Genomic DNA, 17,262 nt, shown 5'->3' with positions numbered 1-17,262 from the left:
CCGCCTGCCCCTGGGCGAGCAAGCGGACCCCGGCGTCGGCCGCGGCCGGGGGCCGCTCCTCCGGCGCGGTCACGTCCGGGACGTGGTCCCCGGCCGGTTCCTATTCCCTCGGGCGGCGGGCGGCGGGCGGCGGGCTCGGGCGCGGGCGGTGCCGGCGAGTGCCCGTGCGAGGGGCGCCGCGCCGTCCGCGGGAAGGCGGGTCGCGAGCCACAGGGCGTCGAGCAGTTCGTGGAGGGACAGCTCGTGTCCGGTGAGGCGGCCGAGGAGCCCGAGCGCGGCCCGGCGGCGGCCGTCGTCGGCCGGGGGTGCGGGCGGGGGCTCAGGCGTGGACGGTGGGGTCGGGGGCGGGGACGAGGAGGCGCGTACGGGCGGAGACGTGGGGGCGGGGTCGGGCAGGGATGTGGGGGCGGGGTCGGGCTCGGGCGTGGGCGGGGGCGTGGGGGTCCCGTCGTCTGGCGGGGGCGGTGGGTCCGCGCCGCCGTCCGGCCGTGCTCCCGGCCCGCCGGGCGGCATCTACAGCGCTCCCCCGAGCCGGTGCAGCACCGCGTCGAGCAGGCCCTCCGCGTCCAGGTCGACGCCGCCCTTGCGCAGGAACACGGCGTTGAGCAGCTGGTCGGTGGCGAGTTCGCCCGGGGCGCGGCGGTTGAGGAAGGCGTGCAGCAGGTCGTCCACGCCGGCGAGCGCGTCCTCGCCGAGGTGGGCCGACACGATCTCGCGCAGCCGGGCCTCGTCCGGGTCGGGCAGGGCGAGGCGGACGCAGCGGCGCATGAACGCGGGCGGGAAGTCGCGCTCGCCGTTGCTGGTGATCACCACGACGGGGAACTCCCGGCAGCGGACGCGGCCCCGGTGGACGGTGACCCACTCCCCCTCGCCGCCGTGGGTGAGCACGGCCACCTCGGACTGGTCCTCGGGCAGCCGGGACAGCTCGGGTATCTCGAACTCGCCCTCCTCGAACACGGTGAGCAGGTCGTTGGGCAGGTCGACGTCACCTTTGTCGAGCTCGTCGACGAGCAGGACGCGGGGCCGGTCGCGCGGGACCAGGGCGGTGCCGAGCGGGCCGAGGCGGACGAAGGTGCCGATGCCCGGGTCCCCGGCGCCGCGCTCCTGGCGCAGGTGGGTCTCGCGCAGCCTGCCGATGGCGTCGTAGCCGTACAGGGCGTCCTTCAGGGCCGAGCGGCTGTTGACGGGCCACTGGAGCACCGGACCCAGTGTGAGTTCGTGGGCGATGGCGTGTGCGAGCGAGGACTTGCCGGTGCCGGGGTGCCCGGTGACCAGCAGGGGGCGCCGCAGGTGCAGGGCCGCGCTCACCACGTCGGCCTCGGTGCGGCCGATGAGGTAGGGCCGCGGCCGGGGGCGGGCGTCGTGGCCGTCGGGGAAGCGGCGCCAGGGCGGGGCCTCGGGCAGCTCGACCCGCCGGGCCACGCGGTCGCCACGGAACAGGCGCCACTCGTCGCGCCCGCTCACCGGGACCACCGCCGCCCTGGCCGGCACATGGCTCGCTGCTCCCGGTAGAGGTGGGTCATCGCTGCTCCCGGGGTCGACCAGTCATCGCTGCTTCCCTTGTGCCGGGTCCTTGCCGTCCGCGGCCTGGCCGGGGCCTTCCGCCGGGTCGGCGAGCTGGAGTTCGTCGGGCAGGGGCATGCCTGTGTCCTCCCACACCAGTGCGGGGCGCGCCGCGGTCGTCGTGTCGGCGTACGCGTGGACGCGGAAGTGCCGTACGCGCTCGGGGAGTCCGTCGACCGGGCCGTCCGGCGCGACCGCGTCCAGCTCCGGGCCCGCGTCGCGCGAGGCGCGGTCCCACAGCACGATGGGCACGCCCATCACCAGGCAGACGGGCAGGAGTTCGCCGCGGTGTCCGGCCGTGCCCCGGACCAGGACGCGCGCGGTGTCGCGGTGGGTCGTCTTGAGGAGTCCGATCAGCCCCGCCCGGCCGCCGACGGCGCGGTCGGCGTGGAGCACCCCGCCGCGGTGGCGGGCCTCCCAGCGCCGGGCGAGGTCCACCGCGGCGGTGCGCGAGCGGCGCCGCAGCCGCGGGCAGCGCAGGATGAGGTGGAAGTCCTCGCCGAGCGGGGCGGGGATGTACTCGTCGACGCCCGCCCCGTCCCATTCGTCCACGGGCAGCTCCAGCGCGTCCGGCGGCACGGAGACGGCGACCAGGGCCACGCCGTGTTCGGCGCCCTCGGTGCCGCTCGCGATGTCCCGGACGAGCCGGGCGATCTCGGGCCCGGGGCGGGGCCGGTCGGGGCCGGTGACGGCGCGGGCGGCACTGCCGTCGGCCCGCAGCCGCCACACCGCGCAGCGGTAGTGGTCCGCCGGGTCCTTGGCGTGCCGGTCGAGCTCCACCAGGATGCGGGCGCCGGCCGGGGCGGTCCGCTGCGACCAGCGCGCGGCGTCGGCCCGGCGCTCCCGCAGCGCGGAGGCGTGGATGCCGAGCCGGGCGGCGACGCGGCCGCTCCACTCCTGGAGCGCGCGGCAGGCCAGGCCGCCGGTCTCGGCCGCCACGTACTCGACGACGCGCAGCAGCGCGGGCAGCCGCGGCGTCTCGTCGGGCACCGGCGAACTGTCGCCGGGCCAGGTCTCCAGCTCGCCCAGCACCCCGGCGACGGCGGCCGGGGCGAGCCGGGGCGCGTGCAGGGTGCCCGGCAGGTCGAGGTAGGGCAGGGCGGCGGTCGCGGCGCGGTGCAGCAGGCCCGGGTCGTGGTGGCACAGGTGCTCCAGCTTGGCGCGCAGCAGCCGGTGTTCGGCCACGGAGAGCAGCCGGGCCGCGCCGGTGAGGCGGCCCAGGGCGAGCAGGCGGTCGAGTTCGCCGCGGCCGCGGGGGTCGTCGGCGAGGGCGGGTGCCAGGGACTCGGCGAGCGTGGGCAGCGCGCGTTCGGTGCGGGTGAGCAGCTCGGCCAGTTCGGCGACGGAGGGGGCGGTGCCGTCGGCGGGTGTGCCGAGGCCGAGTTCGGCGGCGAGGGCGGTGGCGTGGGCGGCGCGGGCGGCGGGGTCGCCGAGCAGGAGCTGGAGAGGGCCGACCATCATGTCCCGGGCGGTCTCGTCGGGGTCGGCGTCACGGTGGACGGGCCGGGGACCCGGGGCGGCGGCGGGTGGTGTGCGGTGGGCGGGCCCGCCGGGGCCGTCCAGGTGGCCCGCGTCCGGCGCCCCGGCGTGGCGGAGCTCCCGCAGGACGGTCTGGCGGCCGAGGCCCCAGCTCCGCCGTACCGTGTGCTGTGCGGACAGCGCGGTGCCGGGGGCGGTGATGCGCCCCATGACGAGGCCCACGGCGGCGCCGTCGGCGAGGGACCACAGGGGTCCGCCGCTGTAGCCCTCGTCGACGGCGGCGCCGGTGAGCTGGCCGTCGAGGTAGCCGACGCCGTCGTCGTACGCGGCCACGCGCACGTCGGCGTACGTGAAGGGCTGTCCGCCGCCGTACCAGGCCCTGACCTCCTGGCCGCGCGCCATGTCCAGCCACCGCACCGGCCGAACGGGCGGCGGGGGTTCCTCCGCCAGCTCCAGGACGGCGAGGTCGCCCTCCCAGCGCAGGGAGCCGTCGGGCACCGGGCCGCGGTGCGGGGAGCGGGGCGGTATCCATGTCACCAGGCGGGCCCGGTGCGGTACGGCCGCCCCGAGCACGGGGAAGGTCACGTCGAGCGTGACGCCGCCGGGGTCGCGGGCGCTCAGCATCCGCTGCCCCAGGGCCGCGTTGACGACGTGGGCGCAGGTGAGGAGTCTGCGGCCGCAGAGGTAGACGCCCGCGCCGGCGGTGCGCGCACGGTCCGCGGTCAGGACCCGTACGAGTGCTCCGCGGGCGTCCGCGTACCGCTCGTCGGCGGCTGCCCGGAACCAGGTCACGTCGTGGCCCGCGGGCCCGGCCGCCAGGTCGCCGAGACCGTCATGCTCGCCTGGCCGGCCGTGCCGACGATGCCGAGCCGCAGGTCCTGGCCGACCTGGACGCCGAAGGCGACGGAGATCTCGTCGGGCGGGTCGGGGACGTCGCGCACGGCGTCGTGCACCTGCTGGAGGACCGGGCCCAGCGGGCTCAGCACGGTGCGCAGCGCGTCCGCGGCGAGGGCGCCGACGCGCACCCCGCGCCCGACCGGGGTCACGCCCGAGATGCCGCCCGGCAGGTCGGCGTCCGCCTCGTCGGGCGCGGCGGCCGGGGCCTCGCCGGCGGCGGCCAGTTCGAGCCGGACACGCCGTCCGTCGTCGAGCGTGAACTCCAGGTAGTCGTAGTGCGGCACAGCAAGCATTGTGCCGAGCAACTGCCGCTCCTGACAGAGGAGTTGCGCAATCCGCCGTACGAGGCCGCCGGCCCGCCGCACCGCGAATCCGAGAAGCGCCGCGGCGGCCCCGGCGTCAGGTCAGGTCGAACCGGCCCTCGCGCGCGCCGTGCACGAACGCCCCCCACTCGGCGGGCGTGAAGATCAGGGACGGGCTCTCCGGGCGGCCGCTGTTGCGCATGGCGATGAAGCCCTCGACGAACGCGATCTGCACGTCTCCGCGGCCGTCGCTGCTCGACCGCCATTCCGCGGCGCTGAGGTCGAGCTCCGGCTTGTCCCAGCCCGTGAGCGGATGCTGCTGCGTGATGGTGCTGTCGGCCACGTCCGTGCTCCTCCCAGTGCGTCGTCCGCCGCCAGCCTAGCTTTCACCTCCGGCGCCGGACAGGCCGCGGGACGAGGACACAGAGCCGCACGGGTGCGATGGGGGTCAGGTGGCGGGCGGCTCGGCCCCGACGAGCCACATGGAGAAGAACTGCGCCCCGCCGCCGTAGGCGTGCCCAAGTGCCCTGCGCGCTCCGGGCACTTGGTGCTCACCGGCCCCTCCGCGCACCTGGAGGGCGGCCTCGGCGAAGCGGATCATGCCGGAGGCGCCGATGGGGTTGGTGGACAGGACCCCGCCCGACATGTTCACCGGGAGGTCACCGTCGAGCTCGGTCACCCCGGCCTCGGTGAGCTTCCAGCCCTCGCCCTCGGCGGCGAAGCCGAGGTTCTCCAGCCACATCGGTTCGTACCAGGAGAACGGCACGTACAGCTCCACCGCGTCGATCTGCCGGCGCGGGTCGGTGACGCCCGCCTGCCGGTAGACGTCGGCCGCGCAGTCCTTCCCGGCGCGCGGGGAGACGCAGTCCTTGCCCGCGAACAACGTGGGCTCGCTGCGCATCGCGCCGCCGTGCACCCAGGCGGGCGGGCGGGGCGCGCGGGCCGCCCCGGCGCGGTCGGTGAGGACCATGGCGCAGGCGCCGTCGGAGGAGGGGCAGGTCTCGGAGTAGCGGATGGGGTCCCACAGCATGGGCGAGGTCTGGACCTTCTCCAGGGTGATGTCGTGCTCGTGCAGATGCGCGTAGGGGTTCTTCAGGGCGTTGCGGCGGTCCTTGTACGCGACCAGCGAGCCGATCGCGGCGGGGGCGCCGCTGCGTCGCATGTACGCGCGCACGTGCGGGGCGAAGAACCCGCCCGCGCCCGCGAGCAGCGGCTGCTGGAAGGGGACGGGCAGGGACAGGCCCCACATGGCGTTGGACTCCGACTGCTTCTCGAAGGCCACGGTGAGGACGGTGCGCCGGACCCGGGCGGCGACCAGGTTCGCGGCCACGAGCGCGGTGGAACCGCCGACGGAGCCCGCGGTGTGCACGCGCAGCAGGGGTTTGCCGACGGCGCCGAGCGCGTCGGCGAGGTACAGCTCGGGCATCATGACGCCCTCGAAGAAGTCGGGGGCCTTGCCGATGACGACGGCGTCGACGTCCGCCCAGGTCAGTTCGGCGTCGTCCAGGGCGCGGCGGGCGGCCTCGCGGACCAGGCCCGCGAGGGACACGTCGCGGCGGGCGGCGGTGTGCCGGGTCTGTCCGACGCCGACGACCGCGACCGGCTCCTTAGGCACGGGACTCCCCTTCCAGGACGGCGACCAGGTTCTGCTGGAGGCAGGGGCCGGAGGTGGCGTGGGCGAGGGCGCGCCGGGACTCGCCGCGGTGGACGCGGGCGGCGGCCTCGGCGACGCGGACGAGTCCGGTGGCCATGACGGGGTTGGCGGCGAGCGGCCCGCCGGAGGGGTTGACGTCGACGCGGTCGTCGAGCCGGAGCGCCCTGCGCAGCACGACTTCCTGGGAGGTGAAGGGGGCGTGCAGCTCGGCGGTGTCGACGGGGCGGGTGAAGGCTCCGGCGTGCTCGGCGGCCAGGCGGGTGGAGGGCGAGTCGGTGAGGTCGCGCACGCCCAGGGAGTGGGCCTCGGCGCGGTGGTCCATGCCCCGGATCCAGGCGGGCCGTGCGCACAGGTCGCGCGCCCGGTCCCCGGCGGCGAGGACCACGGCCACGGCGCCGTCGCCGACGGGCGGGCAGTCGCCGGTGCGCAGCGGCCGGACGACGTACGCGCCCTGGGGGCGGGCGCCCCAGAGCTGCGCGTGGGGGTTGCCGAGGGCCGCTTCCCTGCTGCGGGCGGCGACGGCCGCGAGGGCGGGCTCGTCCGTGTGGCCCGCGTCCAGGAGGGCCTGGGCCTGGAGGGCGGCGAGCGCGACCGCGTCGGGCCACAGCGGCGCCACGTAGTACGGGTCGAGCTGGCGGGTCAGCACGTCCCGTACGGAGCCGGACGAGGACGTGCCGTAGGCGTAGACGAGCGCGGTGTCCGCCTCGCCGGCCAGGATCTTCACCCAGGCCTCGTAGAGCGCCCAGGCGCCGTCCATCTCCACGTGGGACTCCGCGATCGGCGGCCAGGCGCCGACGCCGTCGAGCGCCATGGTGAAGGAGAACGGCCGGCCCGCGAGGTAGTCGCTCGACCCGGAGCAGGTGAAGCCGATGTCGGCCGTGGTCAGGCCGGTGCTCTCCAGGACCTCGTGCAGGACCGGCATGAGCATCTCGACCTCGGAGAGGTCGTCGGTGCGCCGCCGGTGCGCGGTCTGCGCGCAGGCGACGACCGCCACGTCCCCGGGCCCTGGTGCGCGGTCCCCGGTCACAGCAGCTCCTTGTACGTGTCGTAGTCGGCGTCGGGCTCGCCCGTGGGCCGGTAGTGGTCGGGGTGGCGCCCGGCGCCCGCCTCGGGCCACACCGGTTCGACGCGCAGCCCCATGCGGACCTGGTCGTAGGGGATGCCGCCGATGCGCCCGTGCAGCGGGAGGTCGGCGCCGTCCAGGGCGATGTGGGCGTAGACGTACGGCACCTCGATGTCGAGGTTCTTGGCCTTGATGTTCACCACGCAGAAGGTGGTGACGGTGCCGCGCGGCCCGACCTCGACCCGCTCGCCCGTGGCCACCCCGCAGGTGGGGCAGGCGCCGCGCGGCGGCACGTACACCTTGCGGCAGCGCGGGCAGCGCTCGCCGACCATCCGGTGCTCGGCGAGCGCGGCCAGATAGGCGCTCTGGGCGCGGCCGGGGGTGTAGGTGTAGTCGAGGCGGGCGGGGGCGACGATGCCGGTCACCGCCTCCCCGGCGAACTCCCCGCTGTGCGGGCGCGCCCGATCGCCCGTCGTGGAGCTCTCGTCCGGTTCGAAGCAGGCGATGTCCGTGATGGCGCCGGTGCGCTCGGCGGCCCAGCGGACGCGGACCCGCAGGCCGGTGCGGACGGCCTCGGGGCCGGGCGCGTCCAGGGCGTGCAGGAGCGCGGTGTCGGCGCCGTCGAGGCGGACGAGGGCCCAGGCGAAGGGGGTGGCCAGGGGCTGGCCGCGCCGGGGCGCGGGGTTCCAGGCCCAGGTGGTGACGGTGCCCGTGGCGGCGACCTCCACCAGGTCCCAGATCTCCTCGGCGGTCTCCGGGTCGTACTCGACGGGCGGGACGAGCACCTGGCCGGCGCCGGTGCGGACGCCGAGGACGGTGCGTTCGCGCAGGCCGGTCAGGAAGGCGGACTGGACGGGGCCGAGGGAGCGGGTGAAGGGGAACTCCACGACCATGGAAGCCCTGAGCACGTCGGACATGGCGTCGGCTCCTCGGGTCAGGCGCGCCGGTAGACGGGCGGGCGCTTCTCGGCGAAGGCGCGGGCGCCTTCCCTGGCGTCGGCGGTGTCGAAGACCGGCCCACCGCGCTTGAGTTCCGCGGCGAGCCCCTCGGCCTCGCTCAGGTCGGCGGTCTCGTACACGGAGGCCTTGACGGCCTCCACGGCGAGGGGCCCGCAGGCGTTGATCCGCTCGGCGATGGCCAGTGCCTCCCGGAGCGCGGTGCCGTCCGGTACGACGTGGCCGACGAGCCCCACATCGGCGGCCTCGCGGGCGGAGTAGGGGCGGCCGGTGAGCAGCATCTCCAGGGCGTGGGTGCGCGGGATCTGCCGCTGGAGGCGGACCGTGGAGCCGCCGATGGGGAACAGGCCGCGCCTGACCTCGAAGAGCCCGAAGGTCGCGGACTCCCCCGCGACGCGGATGTCGGTGCCCTGGAGGATCTCGGTGCCGCCCGCGACGCAGGGGCCCTCGACGGCGGCGACGACGGGCTTGCGCGGCCGGTGGTGGCGGAGCATCGCCTTCCAGTGCAGGTCGGGGTCGGCGTCGAGGCGGTCGCGGTACTCCTGCCCGGCCATCTCGCCGTCCGCCAGGGCCTTGAGGTCCATGCCCGCGCAGAACGCGCCGCCCGCGCCGGTGAGGACGACGGAGCGGACGGTGTCGTCCGCGTCGGCGGCCAGCCAGCCGTCGTACAGACCCACGAGCATCGGCAGCGAGAGCGCGTTCTTCGCCTCGGGCCGGTTCAGCGTGAGTACGAGGGTGGCGCCTTCGCGCCGTACGGAGAGATGTTCCGTGCCGTCCATGGCCGTCCTCCCGTCTCCAGACCTGGAACAGGTTGCAGGAGGCGGGGTGCCAGTTCAATAGCTTTCTGACACCTAGTCAGTTTTACCTGCGCGGCCCCTTCCCCCTTGGTGGTGCCTCTGCTCTGATGACCGCCACACGACACGACACGGCGCCGGGGTCAGGAGGAGCGGTGGAGTACAACCTTGCCGACCTGTTCGAGTCGGTCGTCGACGCGGTGCCGGACCGCGAGGCCCTCGTGTACCTGGACGTCCCCGGCACCGGCGCCGAGCGGCGGCTGACGTACGCGGAGCTGGACGCGGCCGCCAACCGCGTCGCCCACCACCTGCTCGACAGCGGCCTGCGCCCCGGCGAGCACCTGGGCCTGCACCTGTACAACGGCGTCGAGTACCTGCAGACCGTACTGGCCTGCCTCAAGGCCCGCCTCGTCCCGGTCAACGTCAACTACCGGTACGTCGAGGACGAGCTGGCCTACCTGTACCGGGACGCCGACCTCGCCGCGCTCGTCTTCGACGCGGAGTTCGGCGAGCGGGTGGCGAAGGCCCTGCCCCGCGCGGGCAGGCTGCGCCACCTCGTCCGCGTGGGCCCGGGCGACGCGCCCGCGGCGGTGCCCTTCGCGCAGGCGGAGGCGTCCGGCTCACCGGGGCGCGGCTTCGGCCCGCGCTCGCCGGACGACCTGTTCATCATCTACACCGGCGGCACGACCGGGATGCCCAAGGGCGTGATGTGGCGCCAGGAGGACCTGTTCTTCTCGGGGCTCGGCGGCGGGGCGCCGACGGGCGAGCCGGTGACGCGGCCGGAGGAGGTCGCCGAGCGCGTGGCGGCCGGGGGCGACGGCATCACCTTCTTCCCGGCGCCGCCCCTGATGCACGGCACCTCGACGCTGACCGCGTTCATCTGCTTCCACTTCGGCCAGCGCCTGGTCATCCACCGCAAGTTCGTGCCCGAGGAGGTGCTGCGCACCATCGAGCGGGAGAAGGTCACCAGCGTCTCGCTGGTGGGCGACGCGATGCTGCGCCCGCTCGTCGACGCTCTCACCGGGCCCTGCCGCGGCACGGACCTGTCGTCCCTGTTCAGCGTCTCCTCCTCCGGCGCGATCATGTCGGACGCCGTGCGGGCGGAGTTCACGGCGCTGGCGCCCGACGTCGCGCTCCTGAACAACTTCGGCTCGTCCGAGTCCGGTTTCAACGGCACGGCGACGGACGACGCGGGCCCGGAGCGCGGCTTCCGCATCCGGGTCAACGACCGTACGCGGGTGGTGGACCCCGCGACGCACGAGCCTGTCGCCGTCGGCGAGCCCGGCCGCATCGCCCAGCGCGGCCACGTCCCCCTCGGCTACTACAACGACCCGCGCAAGACCGCCGAGACCTTCTTCCGGCGCGGCGACGAGCGCTGGGTGCTGCTCGGCGACATGGCGACCGTCGACGCCGAGGGCGTCGTGACGGTCCTCGGCCGCGGCTCGCAGTGCATCAACACCGGTGGCGAGAAGGTGTACCCCGAGGAGGTCGAGCAGGCCCTCAAGTCCCACCCGGGCGTGTACGACGCGCTGGTCGCCGGGGTGCCGGACGAGCGCTGGGGCAGCCGGGTCGCGGCGGTCGTCCAACTCCGCCCGGACGCCGGGCCGGTGGACGCTGCCGCCCTGCAGAGCCACTGCCGGGCCCGGCTCGCCGGGTACAAGATCCCGCGCGCCGTGGTGTTCACGGACCGCGTCCAGCGCTCGCCCAGCGGCAAGGCGGACTACCGGTGGGCGCGGAGGGTGGCGGCGGGGGCCTGACCACCCGTCCCCCTCCCCCGCCGCGCGGGCGTTCCACCGCGCGGGCTACGTCACGTTCGCAGGCACGCTCACCCTGACCTGGGGCTGACGGCCGGACGCGCCTCCGCGTGCGGGCCGCGGTGTCACTGCGGCACGCGCAGGGCCTTGGAGGGATGGGCGATGGCCTGGGTGGACGGCCCCTCCTCGCCACCTGTGTCGCGCGGCAGCGCCCGGGCCTTGTCCAGGAGCTGCCGGGCGAGCGGGTGGTTCTGCCGGGCCCATTCGACCTTGGCGGCGAGGCGGTAGGCGTACGCCAGGCTGGCGGGGTCGCCCGCCGTCTGGAACAAGGTGAGCGCGCGGTAGGCGTGCTCACGGGCCTGGTCGAGGTCACCGGTCTTGCGCAGGGCCTCCGCGGCCGAGGCGTGCGCGTGGGCGGCGCCCTCGTCGTCGCCGTGCGCGGCCAGGAGCCCGGCGGCCCGGTCGGCGAGCCGGGCGGCGGCACCACACTGGCCGGCGAACGTGTGCAGCGCCGCCTGGCCGACGAGGCACTCGGCCAGCAGCTTGTCGTCACCGGCTTCCTCGAAGCGGGCGTGGGCCTCCACCTGGAACCGCATGGCGTCCTCGATGAGGTCGGCGACCAGGGCCCGCTCGGCGAGGTCCATCAGCTCGTGGCCGACGTCGACCGGGTCGGCCCTGCCGTCGACGGCCTGCCGTGCGGCCTGGGCGGCCCGGCGCAGCTCCGCGGCCACCTCCTGGCGCGTGCCCGCGGGCTCGCGGCCCGGCGCCCTGGCGTCGCCGGGGCGGAGCCCGCCGCCGAGGAGGGCGAGGCAGCCGCGCGCCCGCGCGATGGCCCGGCCGTCGGTCCGGGCCGCCGCGTACCGGTAGGCCGCCTCGGCCTCCTCCCTGGCCTCGTCGAGCCACCGCTCCTCGCGGAGGGCGTCGGCCACCTCGCAGCTCAGCTCGGTCGCGAGGTTCCAGCGGTCCTCGCGCGCGGCCCGCGCGGCGGCGCGCAGCTCGGGGAAGGCGGCGACGCGCCAGTCCCCGCCGGGGCCGTGGTCGCGCGCCGCTCTCAGGCGTCTCCGCAGGTGCAGGTAGAGCCAGGTGCGGCACAGGGCCGCCTCCTTGGCGGAGGTGTGCGAGTAGCTGCGGTAGAGGTCGTGGAAGGCGTACCGGTCGTCGCTGCGCTGCAGGAGCCCCGCGTCGACCAGCTCCTCCAGCATGAGCCCGCAGATCCCGGGGGGCATCCGGCTGAGGGCCGCCGCCGAGTGGCGGTCGAAGTCCGCTCCGGGGTGGCTCACGCAGGCGTGCAGCACGTGGCGCTGCCGCTCGTCGAGCGCCTCGTACGACACCGTGAAGGCGGTGCGCACCCGGTCGTCGTCGGAGCGCAGGTGCTGCAGCGGCCGGTCGGACTCGCGCATGGCGTCGAGCATGAGGTCGGGCGGGGTGCGCCGGAGGCGGGCGGCGATGGGGTGCAAGGCGAGCGGGAAGCAGCTCAGCAGGCGGGCGATCTCGGCCAGTTCGTCGTCGTACCCGGTCAGGCCGCTGAGGTGGCGCAGCATCTCCACCGCGTCGGGCAGCGCGAGGGGCGCGAGCGCGTGGCGGCGGACGCCGGCGCCGGCTTCGGTGAGGGAGGCGCGGCTGGTGGCCACGACGAGGGCGTCCCCGGCGGCCGCGAGCGCCCGGTTGACCTCCGCGACGTCCGTGACGTCGTCCAGGAGGACGACGGGGAAGCCGACGGCCCGGTGCCCGCGGCGGCCCGTGAGCCGCTGGTGCAGCTCGGCGGCCAGCGCCGACTTGCCCACGCCGGGCGGTCCGTGGATGACCAGGAGCCCGGGGCCGGCGGCCGCCCGGGCCGCGAGGTCGGCCAGCTCGCGGTCCCGGCCGAACAGCCGTTCCGCGGGCGGCGGCTGCGGTGTCGTGGCGGCCTCGCGCTCGTGGTCCCGCGGTGCGTCCGCGACGTACGCCGGATTGCGGAAGACGGCGATCCGCTCGCCGGAGTTGTGGACGCCGAGCTGGGGGTGCTGGGGGTGTTCCCGGGTGCTCAGGTGGTGGTACAGCCGCCCGTGCAGGGTGCCGAAGTCGAGCACGGGCCCGGCCTCCGGCACCCCCGCCCGGACCAGGTCGACCAGAGCGCCGGTGAAGGCGGTCAGCTCCTCGTCGGGCGGGGAGTAGGCCAGTTCGGTGGCGGCGCTGGAGGTGAGGACGCACACGCCGTCGATGTCGGCGGCCTGCTTCAGCAGCGCGTCGCGGGCGCTCATGCCGCCCTCGACGGCCGCGCCGCTGAAGCAGCAGTCGAGGACCACGGCGCACTTCAGATGGCGCTGCCGGTGCGCGGCGCGCACCTCGTCGCGGATGTACGCGTGCGGCAGGGCCCGCCACATCTGCTGGTCGTTGGAGTCGTGCAGGGCGAGGTGGAGCTCCGTGGGCCGGTTCGGGTGCAGCAGGCCGTGTCCGGCGTAGTACACGAACAGCGTGTCCGTGGCCTCACGCACCGCCTCGTCGATGGCCCGCATCACCTCGCCGCTGCCTGCCTCGGGGCCGAGCACGCGGCAGCTCGCCGGGCTCAGGCCCCAACTCGCCTCGTCGCAGAGCACGTCGCGCAGCGCGGCCACGTTCCGCCTGACCGCGGGCAGGGGGGCGAGCCCGGCGTCCGCCGCGTAGGAGTCGACTCCGATCAGGACCGCTCGGGAGGACGCCCGAGCGGACAGCCGTACCGTCATGTACTGGTCTGCTCCCGTTCACCGCGTGCCCGTACCGTGCGGAGCACGTCCTCCACGCTGCCCTCCAGCACGGTTCCGTCGTTCTCGATGACGCGCACCACCGGGGGCGGGGTTGCGCGGGGCCGCCGCCAGGCCGCTACGGCGATCAGCAGGCTGAGGACGCCGACCGCGCCGTCGACGACCGCGGTGACCGTCTCCACCGTGCCCATCCCGGCCGCGGAGCCCGGCGTCCCTGCCGGAGCGGCCCCGGTCCCGGCCGGTTCGATCTCGACGCCCGCCCGCGCCACCGAAGGATCACGCCGCAGCCAGCCGGCCAGCGCACCGGCGCCCGCGGCGCTTCCCGCGTCGATCCACACCTCACCCATGCATGCTCCCCCGGACTATGTCCCAGCGACGAAGACTCCAGGGTGGCATCTTCCACTTGCGCGCGGGGCGTTGTATGCCGACATGCATCCACAGGGGCGAGATCGCGCCACCGTTCGGCTCATCCGCACACCGTCTTCACAGCCTGCCCCAGGGCCACCGCGTGCGTCCCGTCGAGGGTCCGCTCGTGCCGTACCCGGGCGGTGGCCGCCGCGAGGAGGCCTGCGCAGGACGACGGGGCGGTGCGCGCGGGCAGGGCCGCGGCGAGGGCGCGCACCAGCTCACCATTGACGCGATCGATCTCCTCGCGGACCGCGTCGAGGCGGGGCCGTTCGGCGGGCGCCGAGGCCGGGTCGGCGTCCCACCGGCGGTGCAGCGCGCGCTGGACCGCCTTGTGCGCCTCGATCTGGTCGCGGAAGACGCGCACGGTCACCCCGGGGTCGCCGCCCGCCTCCGCCGCCTGCCGCGCCACGGCGTCCAGGACCCGCCGCTCACGGGCCGGGTCGTCGACCGGGCCGCCCGTGCCGTACTTGGCGGCGGCGACGAGGTCGGCGGTGGCCAGGCGCCGCGCGGACAGGTCGACGACGGCGTGCAGCCGCGCGTAGGAGCCGGGGTGCGCGGCGGCGGGTACGGCGGCCGCCGGGCGCGGGGCGGGCGCGGCGGTGGCGGGGGCCTGGGCCGCGAGCAGCAGGGCGGCGGCACCCCCGGCGGCGAGCAGGCGTCGGCGGCCGGAAAAAGCGGGAAGGGCGAGGTGCACGGGCGTTCCCCTTGTCGACTGGTCGACGGTCGCGGCGATCACGCGGTTGACGGCCACGGCGCCCCCGGGCGGGTACCGGCGGGCTCGACGGCTCCCGCCCGTTCCCGCCCGCGGGCACCGTACGATCCTGCCCTACAGGGTGGCGCCCACCATGAGGGACAGGTCCACGAGGCGGTTGGCGTAGCCCCATTCGTTGTCGTACCAGCCGACGACCTTGACCTGGGGGCCGAGGACGCGGGTGAGTCCGGCGTCGAAGACGCACGAGGCCGGGTCGGTGACGATGTCGGTGGAGACGAGGGGCGCCTCGGAGTAGGTCAGGAGTCCTCGGTAGGCGCCCGCGGCGGCCTCCGCGTACGCCGCGTTGACCTCCTCGACGGTGGTGCGGCGGGTGGTGGTGACGGTCAGGTCGGTGACGGAGCCGGTGGGCACGGGCACGCGCAGCGCGAACGCGTCCAGGCGGCCCTGGAGTTCGGGCAGCACCAGGCCGATGGCCTTGGCGGCGCCGCTGGAGGTGGGGATCACGTTGAGGGCGGCGGCGCGGGCGCGGCGCAGGTCCTTGTGCGGGGCGTCCTGGAGGTTCTGGTCCTGGGTGTAGGCGTGGACGGTGGTCATCATGCCGGACTCGATGCCGACGGAGTCGTGCAGCACCTTGGCCAGCACGCCGAGGCAGTTGGTGGTGCAGGAGGCGTTGGAGATGATCGTGTGGCGCCGCGGGTCGTAGGCGTCCTCGTTCACGCCGAGCACGATCGTGACGTCCTCGCCGCTGGCCGGGGCCGCGATGACGACCTTCTTCGCGCCGCCGTCGACGTGCGCGCGGGCCTTGGCGGCGTCGGTGAAGACGCCGGTGGACTCGATGACGACGTCCACGCCGAGGTCCCCCCACGGCAGCGCGGCCGGGTCGCGTTCGGCGAGGACCTTGACGGTCACCGCGCCCGCGCGGATGGCGCCGGGCTCGGCGGTGACCTCGTCGGGGAAGCGGCCCAGGACGGAGTCGTGGGCCAGCAGATGGGCCATGGTCGGCACGTCGCCGAGGTCGTTCACGGCGACGATCTCCAGGTCCTCGCCGCGCGCGGCCACCGCGCGGAACACGTTGCGGCCGATCCGTCCGAAACCGTTGATGCCGATGCGCACAGTCATGGGGCTCGCTCCTTGTGTGCGGACGCGGTCGTACGGCGCGTACGGCGCGGACGCGTCCGGGTGCCGAAGAAAGGGCGGCAAGGGCGCACCGCGCCCCGTCGCACGGGCCGCCCGCCGCCAACATCATAAGCAGCTTATATAAGTCGCGCGATATATTTCTGCCGTGAACGAGAACGCACACCACGGCGACGCACATCACGGCGACGCGCACCACGCCATCGCGCACCACGCCACCGCGCACCACGACGAGGACGGCGAGGACCACGAGGCCGTCGACGACGGCAGCGGCACCGACGACGGCGACGACGGCACCGACGACGGCGACGACCTCGACGTGCACGCCTTCACGACCGCCCTGGAGAACTTCAACCGCTTCTACATCCGGCTCCCGACACTGGAGAAGCTGCCCTTCACGACGCTCTCGGTGCTCGACACCCTCGCGTTCGGCGGCAGCCCGAGGCGGCTCACCGAGCTGACCAGGACCGAGCAGCTCACCCAGCCCGCCATCACCCAGCTCATCACGCGCCTTGAGCGCGAGGGGCTGGTGGAGCGCCGCCCCGACCCGAGCGACGGCCGTGCCGTCCTGGTGCACATCACCGAGGCCGGCCGCCGCGTCGGCCGCTCCCGCCACCAGGACCGCACCCGGCACCTGACCCCGCTCGTCGCCCGGCTCTCCCCCGAGGACCGGCGGGCGCTCGCCGCCGCGCTGCCCGCCCTGACCCGCCTGGCCGAGCTCGGCCGCGCCGGCGACTGAGGCCGATCACCCGGGCGGTCTGCGCAACTCCCCTTCCACCAGCCATACTTGTGCCAACCGCGCCTCGGACACCCCACCCGTACCGGAGGGCCACGTCATGCAGCAGGAAGTGACGCCAGACAACGACGGCCCGCCGGTGCGGGAGGCGGCGGCCCCGGCCGCCCCCCGGGTGCGCCTGCGCTCGGACCTCCGCGCGGCGCTGCCCGACGCGGCGGCGGCCGTGGGAGTCACCGCCGCCGTGTTCGCCTTCCTGTGGTCCCGGGTGGCCTCGGGCGACTCGGCCACCGTCGCGGTCATGCCGTTCATGGACGACCCGGCGACCTACTGGATGTACCTCCTGAGCCAGGCGTTCGGCTGGTCGGGCCTGCTGTGGGCCTGGGGCACGGTCATGCTGGGGCTGCTCCTGTCCGGCCGGCTGACCGGCCGCCTCGCGGCGTCCCGCGCCGCGCTGGAGCGCTGGCACCGGACCACCAGCCTCACCACCATGGCCCTGATGTTCGCGCACGCGCTGATGTTCGCGGCCGAGCTGGTGCGCTACGAGACCGGCCTCGGCTGGGCCGAGCGGCTGTGGGGCGGCTTCGCGGACGCCTTCGTCCCCGGCTGGTACGACTCGGGGACCGGCGAACTGGCCATCCCCATCGGCCTCGGCGCGCTGTACCTCGCCGTACCGCTCGGGCTGCTCTTCTACGTCCGCCACCGCATCGGCCCGACCACGTGGCGACGGCTGCACCGGTGCGTCATCGTCGTCTACGTCCTCAGCGTCTGGCACACCCTCCTGTACGGCACCAACGTGTGGTACGGCGAGTGGCCGCGCACGGTGCTGTGGCTGCTCCAGCTGCCGGTGGCGGTGCTGCTCCTCGCCCGACTGTGGCGGCCCGCGCGGCGCAGCGAGCGGCTGGGCGCGCCGCGCCGGACCGGGGCCCTCGCCTGGGCGCTGCGGGCGGCGGGGCGGGTCGCCGCCGCGGCCGTGGTCGTGGGCCTGGTGGCCGTGGTGGTGTCCGGGCACGACGGCGGACGGGAGCGCCCGAAGCCGCAGCCGCCCTCCTCGGCGCCGCAGGACCACCACGAGGCGGACTGACCCCCGGGC

General features: G+C 75.5%; 15 protein-coding genes. 3 read left to right on the top strand and 12 right to left on the bottom strand.

Features of this window, described 5'->3' with window-relative positions:
- Positions 1 to 513: 513 nt before the first annotated feature.
- The 8 genes from QK440_RS05020 to QK440_RS04985 all read right to left on the bottom strand — a co-directional run bounded on the left by QK440_RS05020 (position 514) and on the right by QK440_RS04985 (position 8,693).
- The gene (locus QK440_RS05020) at positions 514 to 1,464 is read right to left on the bottom strand and encodes an AAA family ATPase (RefSeq protein WP_282791724.1); all 951 of its coding nucleotides are present in this window, start codon (positions 1,462 to 1,464) and stop codon (positions 514 to 516) included.
- Between the two features lie 81 nt (positions 1,465 to 1,545).
- Positions 1,546 to 3,834: a trypsin-like peptidase domain-containing protein gene (locus tag QK440_RS05015; RefSeq protein WP_282791723.1), complete on the bottom strand. Its 2,289-nt coding sequence runs from the start codon at positions 3,832 to 3,834 to the stop codon at positions 1,546 to 1,548.
- Positions 3,831 to 4,223, bottom strand: a complete 393-nt coding sequence (locus QK440_RS05010; protein WP_282791722.1) for a CU044_2847 family protein — start codon at positions 4,221 to 4,223, stop codon at positions 3,831 to 3,833. The genes QK440_RS05015 and QK440_RS05010 overlap by 4 nt, the downstream gene beginning before the upstream one ends.
- Before the next feature lie 115 nt (positions 4,224 to 4,338).
- Positions 4,339 to 4,584, bottom strand: a complete 246-nt coding sequence (locus QK440_RS05005) for a DUF397 domain-containing protein (RefSeq protein WP_190140201.1) — start codon at positions 4,582 to 4,584, stop codon at positions 4,339 to 4,341.
- 105 nt (positions 4,585 to 4,689) lie between these two features.
- On the bottom strand, positions 4,690 to 5,856 hold the full coding sequence (locus tag QK440_RS05000; RefSeq protein ID WP_282791721.1) for a thiolase domain-containing protein: 1,167 nt from the start codon (positions 5,854 to 5,856) through the stop codon (positions 4,690 to 4,692).
- On the bottom strand, positions 5,849 to 6,922 hold the full coding sequence (locus QK440_RS04995; RefSeq protein ID WP_282791720.1) for a thiolase domain-containing protein: 1,074 nt from the start codon (positions 6,920 to 6,922) through the stop codon (positions 5,849 to 5,851). Before QK440_RS04995 ends, QK440_RS05000 begins: the two co-directional genes overlap by 8 nt.
- Complete coding sequence (locus QK440_RS04990; protein WP_282791719.1) at positions 6,919 to 7,875, bottom strand: OB-fold nucleic acid binding domain-containing protein; 957 nt, start codon at positions 7,873 to 7,875, stop codon at positions 6,919 to 6,921. Before QK440_RS04990 ends, QK440_RS04995 begins: the two co-directional genes overlap by 4 nt.
- 17 nt (positions 7,876 to 7,892) lie before the next feature.
- Positions 7,893 to 8,693 (bottom strand): crotonase/enoyl-CoA hydratase family protein, encoded by an 801-nt coding sequence (locus QK440_RS04985; protein WP_282791718.1) that lies wholly within the window; start codon positions 8,691 to 8,693, stop codon positions 7,893 to 7,895.
- Between the two features lie 170 nt (positions 8,694 to 8,863).
- On the opposite strand from QK440_RS04985, the gene QK440_RS04980 reads away from it, so the two are divergent.
- Positions 8,864 to 10,465 carry an acyl-CoA synthetase gene (locus QK440_RS04980; RefSeq protein ID WP_282791717.1) on the top strand — a complete coding sequence of 534 codons (1,602 nt, stop codon included), beginning with the start codon at positions 8,864 to 8,866 and terminating at the stop codon, positions 10,463 to 10,465.
- A 122-nt stretch (positions 10,466 to 10,587) separates the two neighbouring features.
- Here QK440_RS04980 and QK440_RS04975 read toward each other — a convergent pair whose 3' ends face one another.
- From QK440_RS04975 to gap, 4 genes are all read right to left on the bottom strand, one after another.
- Positions 10,588 to 13,164 carry a tetratricopeptide repeat protein gene (locus QK440_RS04975; RefSeq protein ID WP_282791716.1) on the bottom strand — a complete coding sequence of 859 codons (2,577 nt, stop codon included), beginning with the start codon at positions 13,162 to 13,164 and terminating at the stop codon, positions 10,588 to 10,590.
- A complete protein-coding gene (locus tag QK440_RS04970; RefSeq protein WP_282791715.1) occupies positions 13,161 to 13,529 on the bottom strand; it encodes a hypothetical protein in 369 nt (122 codons plus the stop codon). Before QK440_RS04970 ends, QK440_RS04975 begins: the two co-directional genes overlap by 4 nt.
- A gap of 119 nt (positions 13,530 to 13,648) precedes the next feature.
- A complete protein-coding gene (aroQ, locus tag QK440_RS04965) occupies positions 13,649 to 14,341 on the bottom strand; it encodes a gamma subclass chorismate mutase AroQ (protein ID WP_282791714.1) in 693 nt (230 codons plus the stop codon).
- A gap of 75 nt (positions 14,342 to 14,416) precedes the next feature.
- Complete coding sequence (gene gap / locus QK440_RS04960) at positions 14,417 to 15,421, bottom strand: type I glyceraldehyde-3-phosphate dehydrogenase (RefSeq protein WP_282791713.1); 1,005 nt, start codon at positions 15,419 to 15,421, stop codon at positions 14,417 to 14,419.
- 163 nt (positions 15,422 to 15,584) lie between these two features.
- Here gap and QK440_RS04955 point away from each other — a divergent pair, with 163 nt between their 5' ends.
- Positions 15,585 to 16,175: a MarR family transcriptional regulator gene (locus QK440_RS04955; protein WP_282791712.1), complete on the top strand. Its 591-nt coding sequence runs from the start codon at positions 15,585 to 15,587 to the stop codon at positions 16,173 to 16,175.
- Between the two features lie 97 nt (positions 16,176 to 16,272).
- The gene (locus QK440_RS04950) at positions 16,273 to 17,253 is read left to right on the top strand and encodes a ferric reductase-like transmembrane domain-containing protein (RefSeq protein WP_282791711.1); all 981 of its coding nucleotides are present in this window, start codon (positions 16,273 to 16,275) and stop codon (positions 17,251 to 17,253) included.
- Positions 17,254 to 17,262: the final 9 nt, after the last annotated feature.

The sequence above is a fragment of the Streptomyces sp. CC224B genome (assembly GCF_030010595.1).
Lineage (GTDB): Bacteria > Actinomycetota > Actinomycetes > Streptomycetales > Streptomycetaceae > Streptomyces > Streptomyces longispororuber.
Note: the sequence above shows the minus strand (reverse complement) of the source record. Positions and strands in the feature narration are given on the sequence as shown.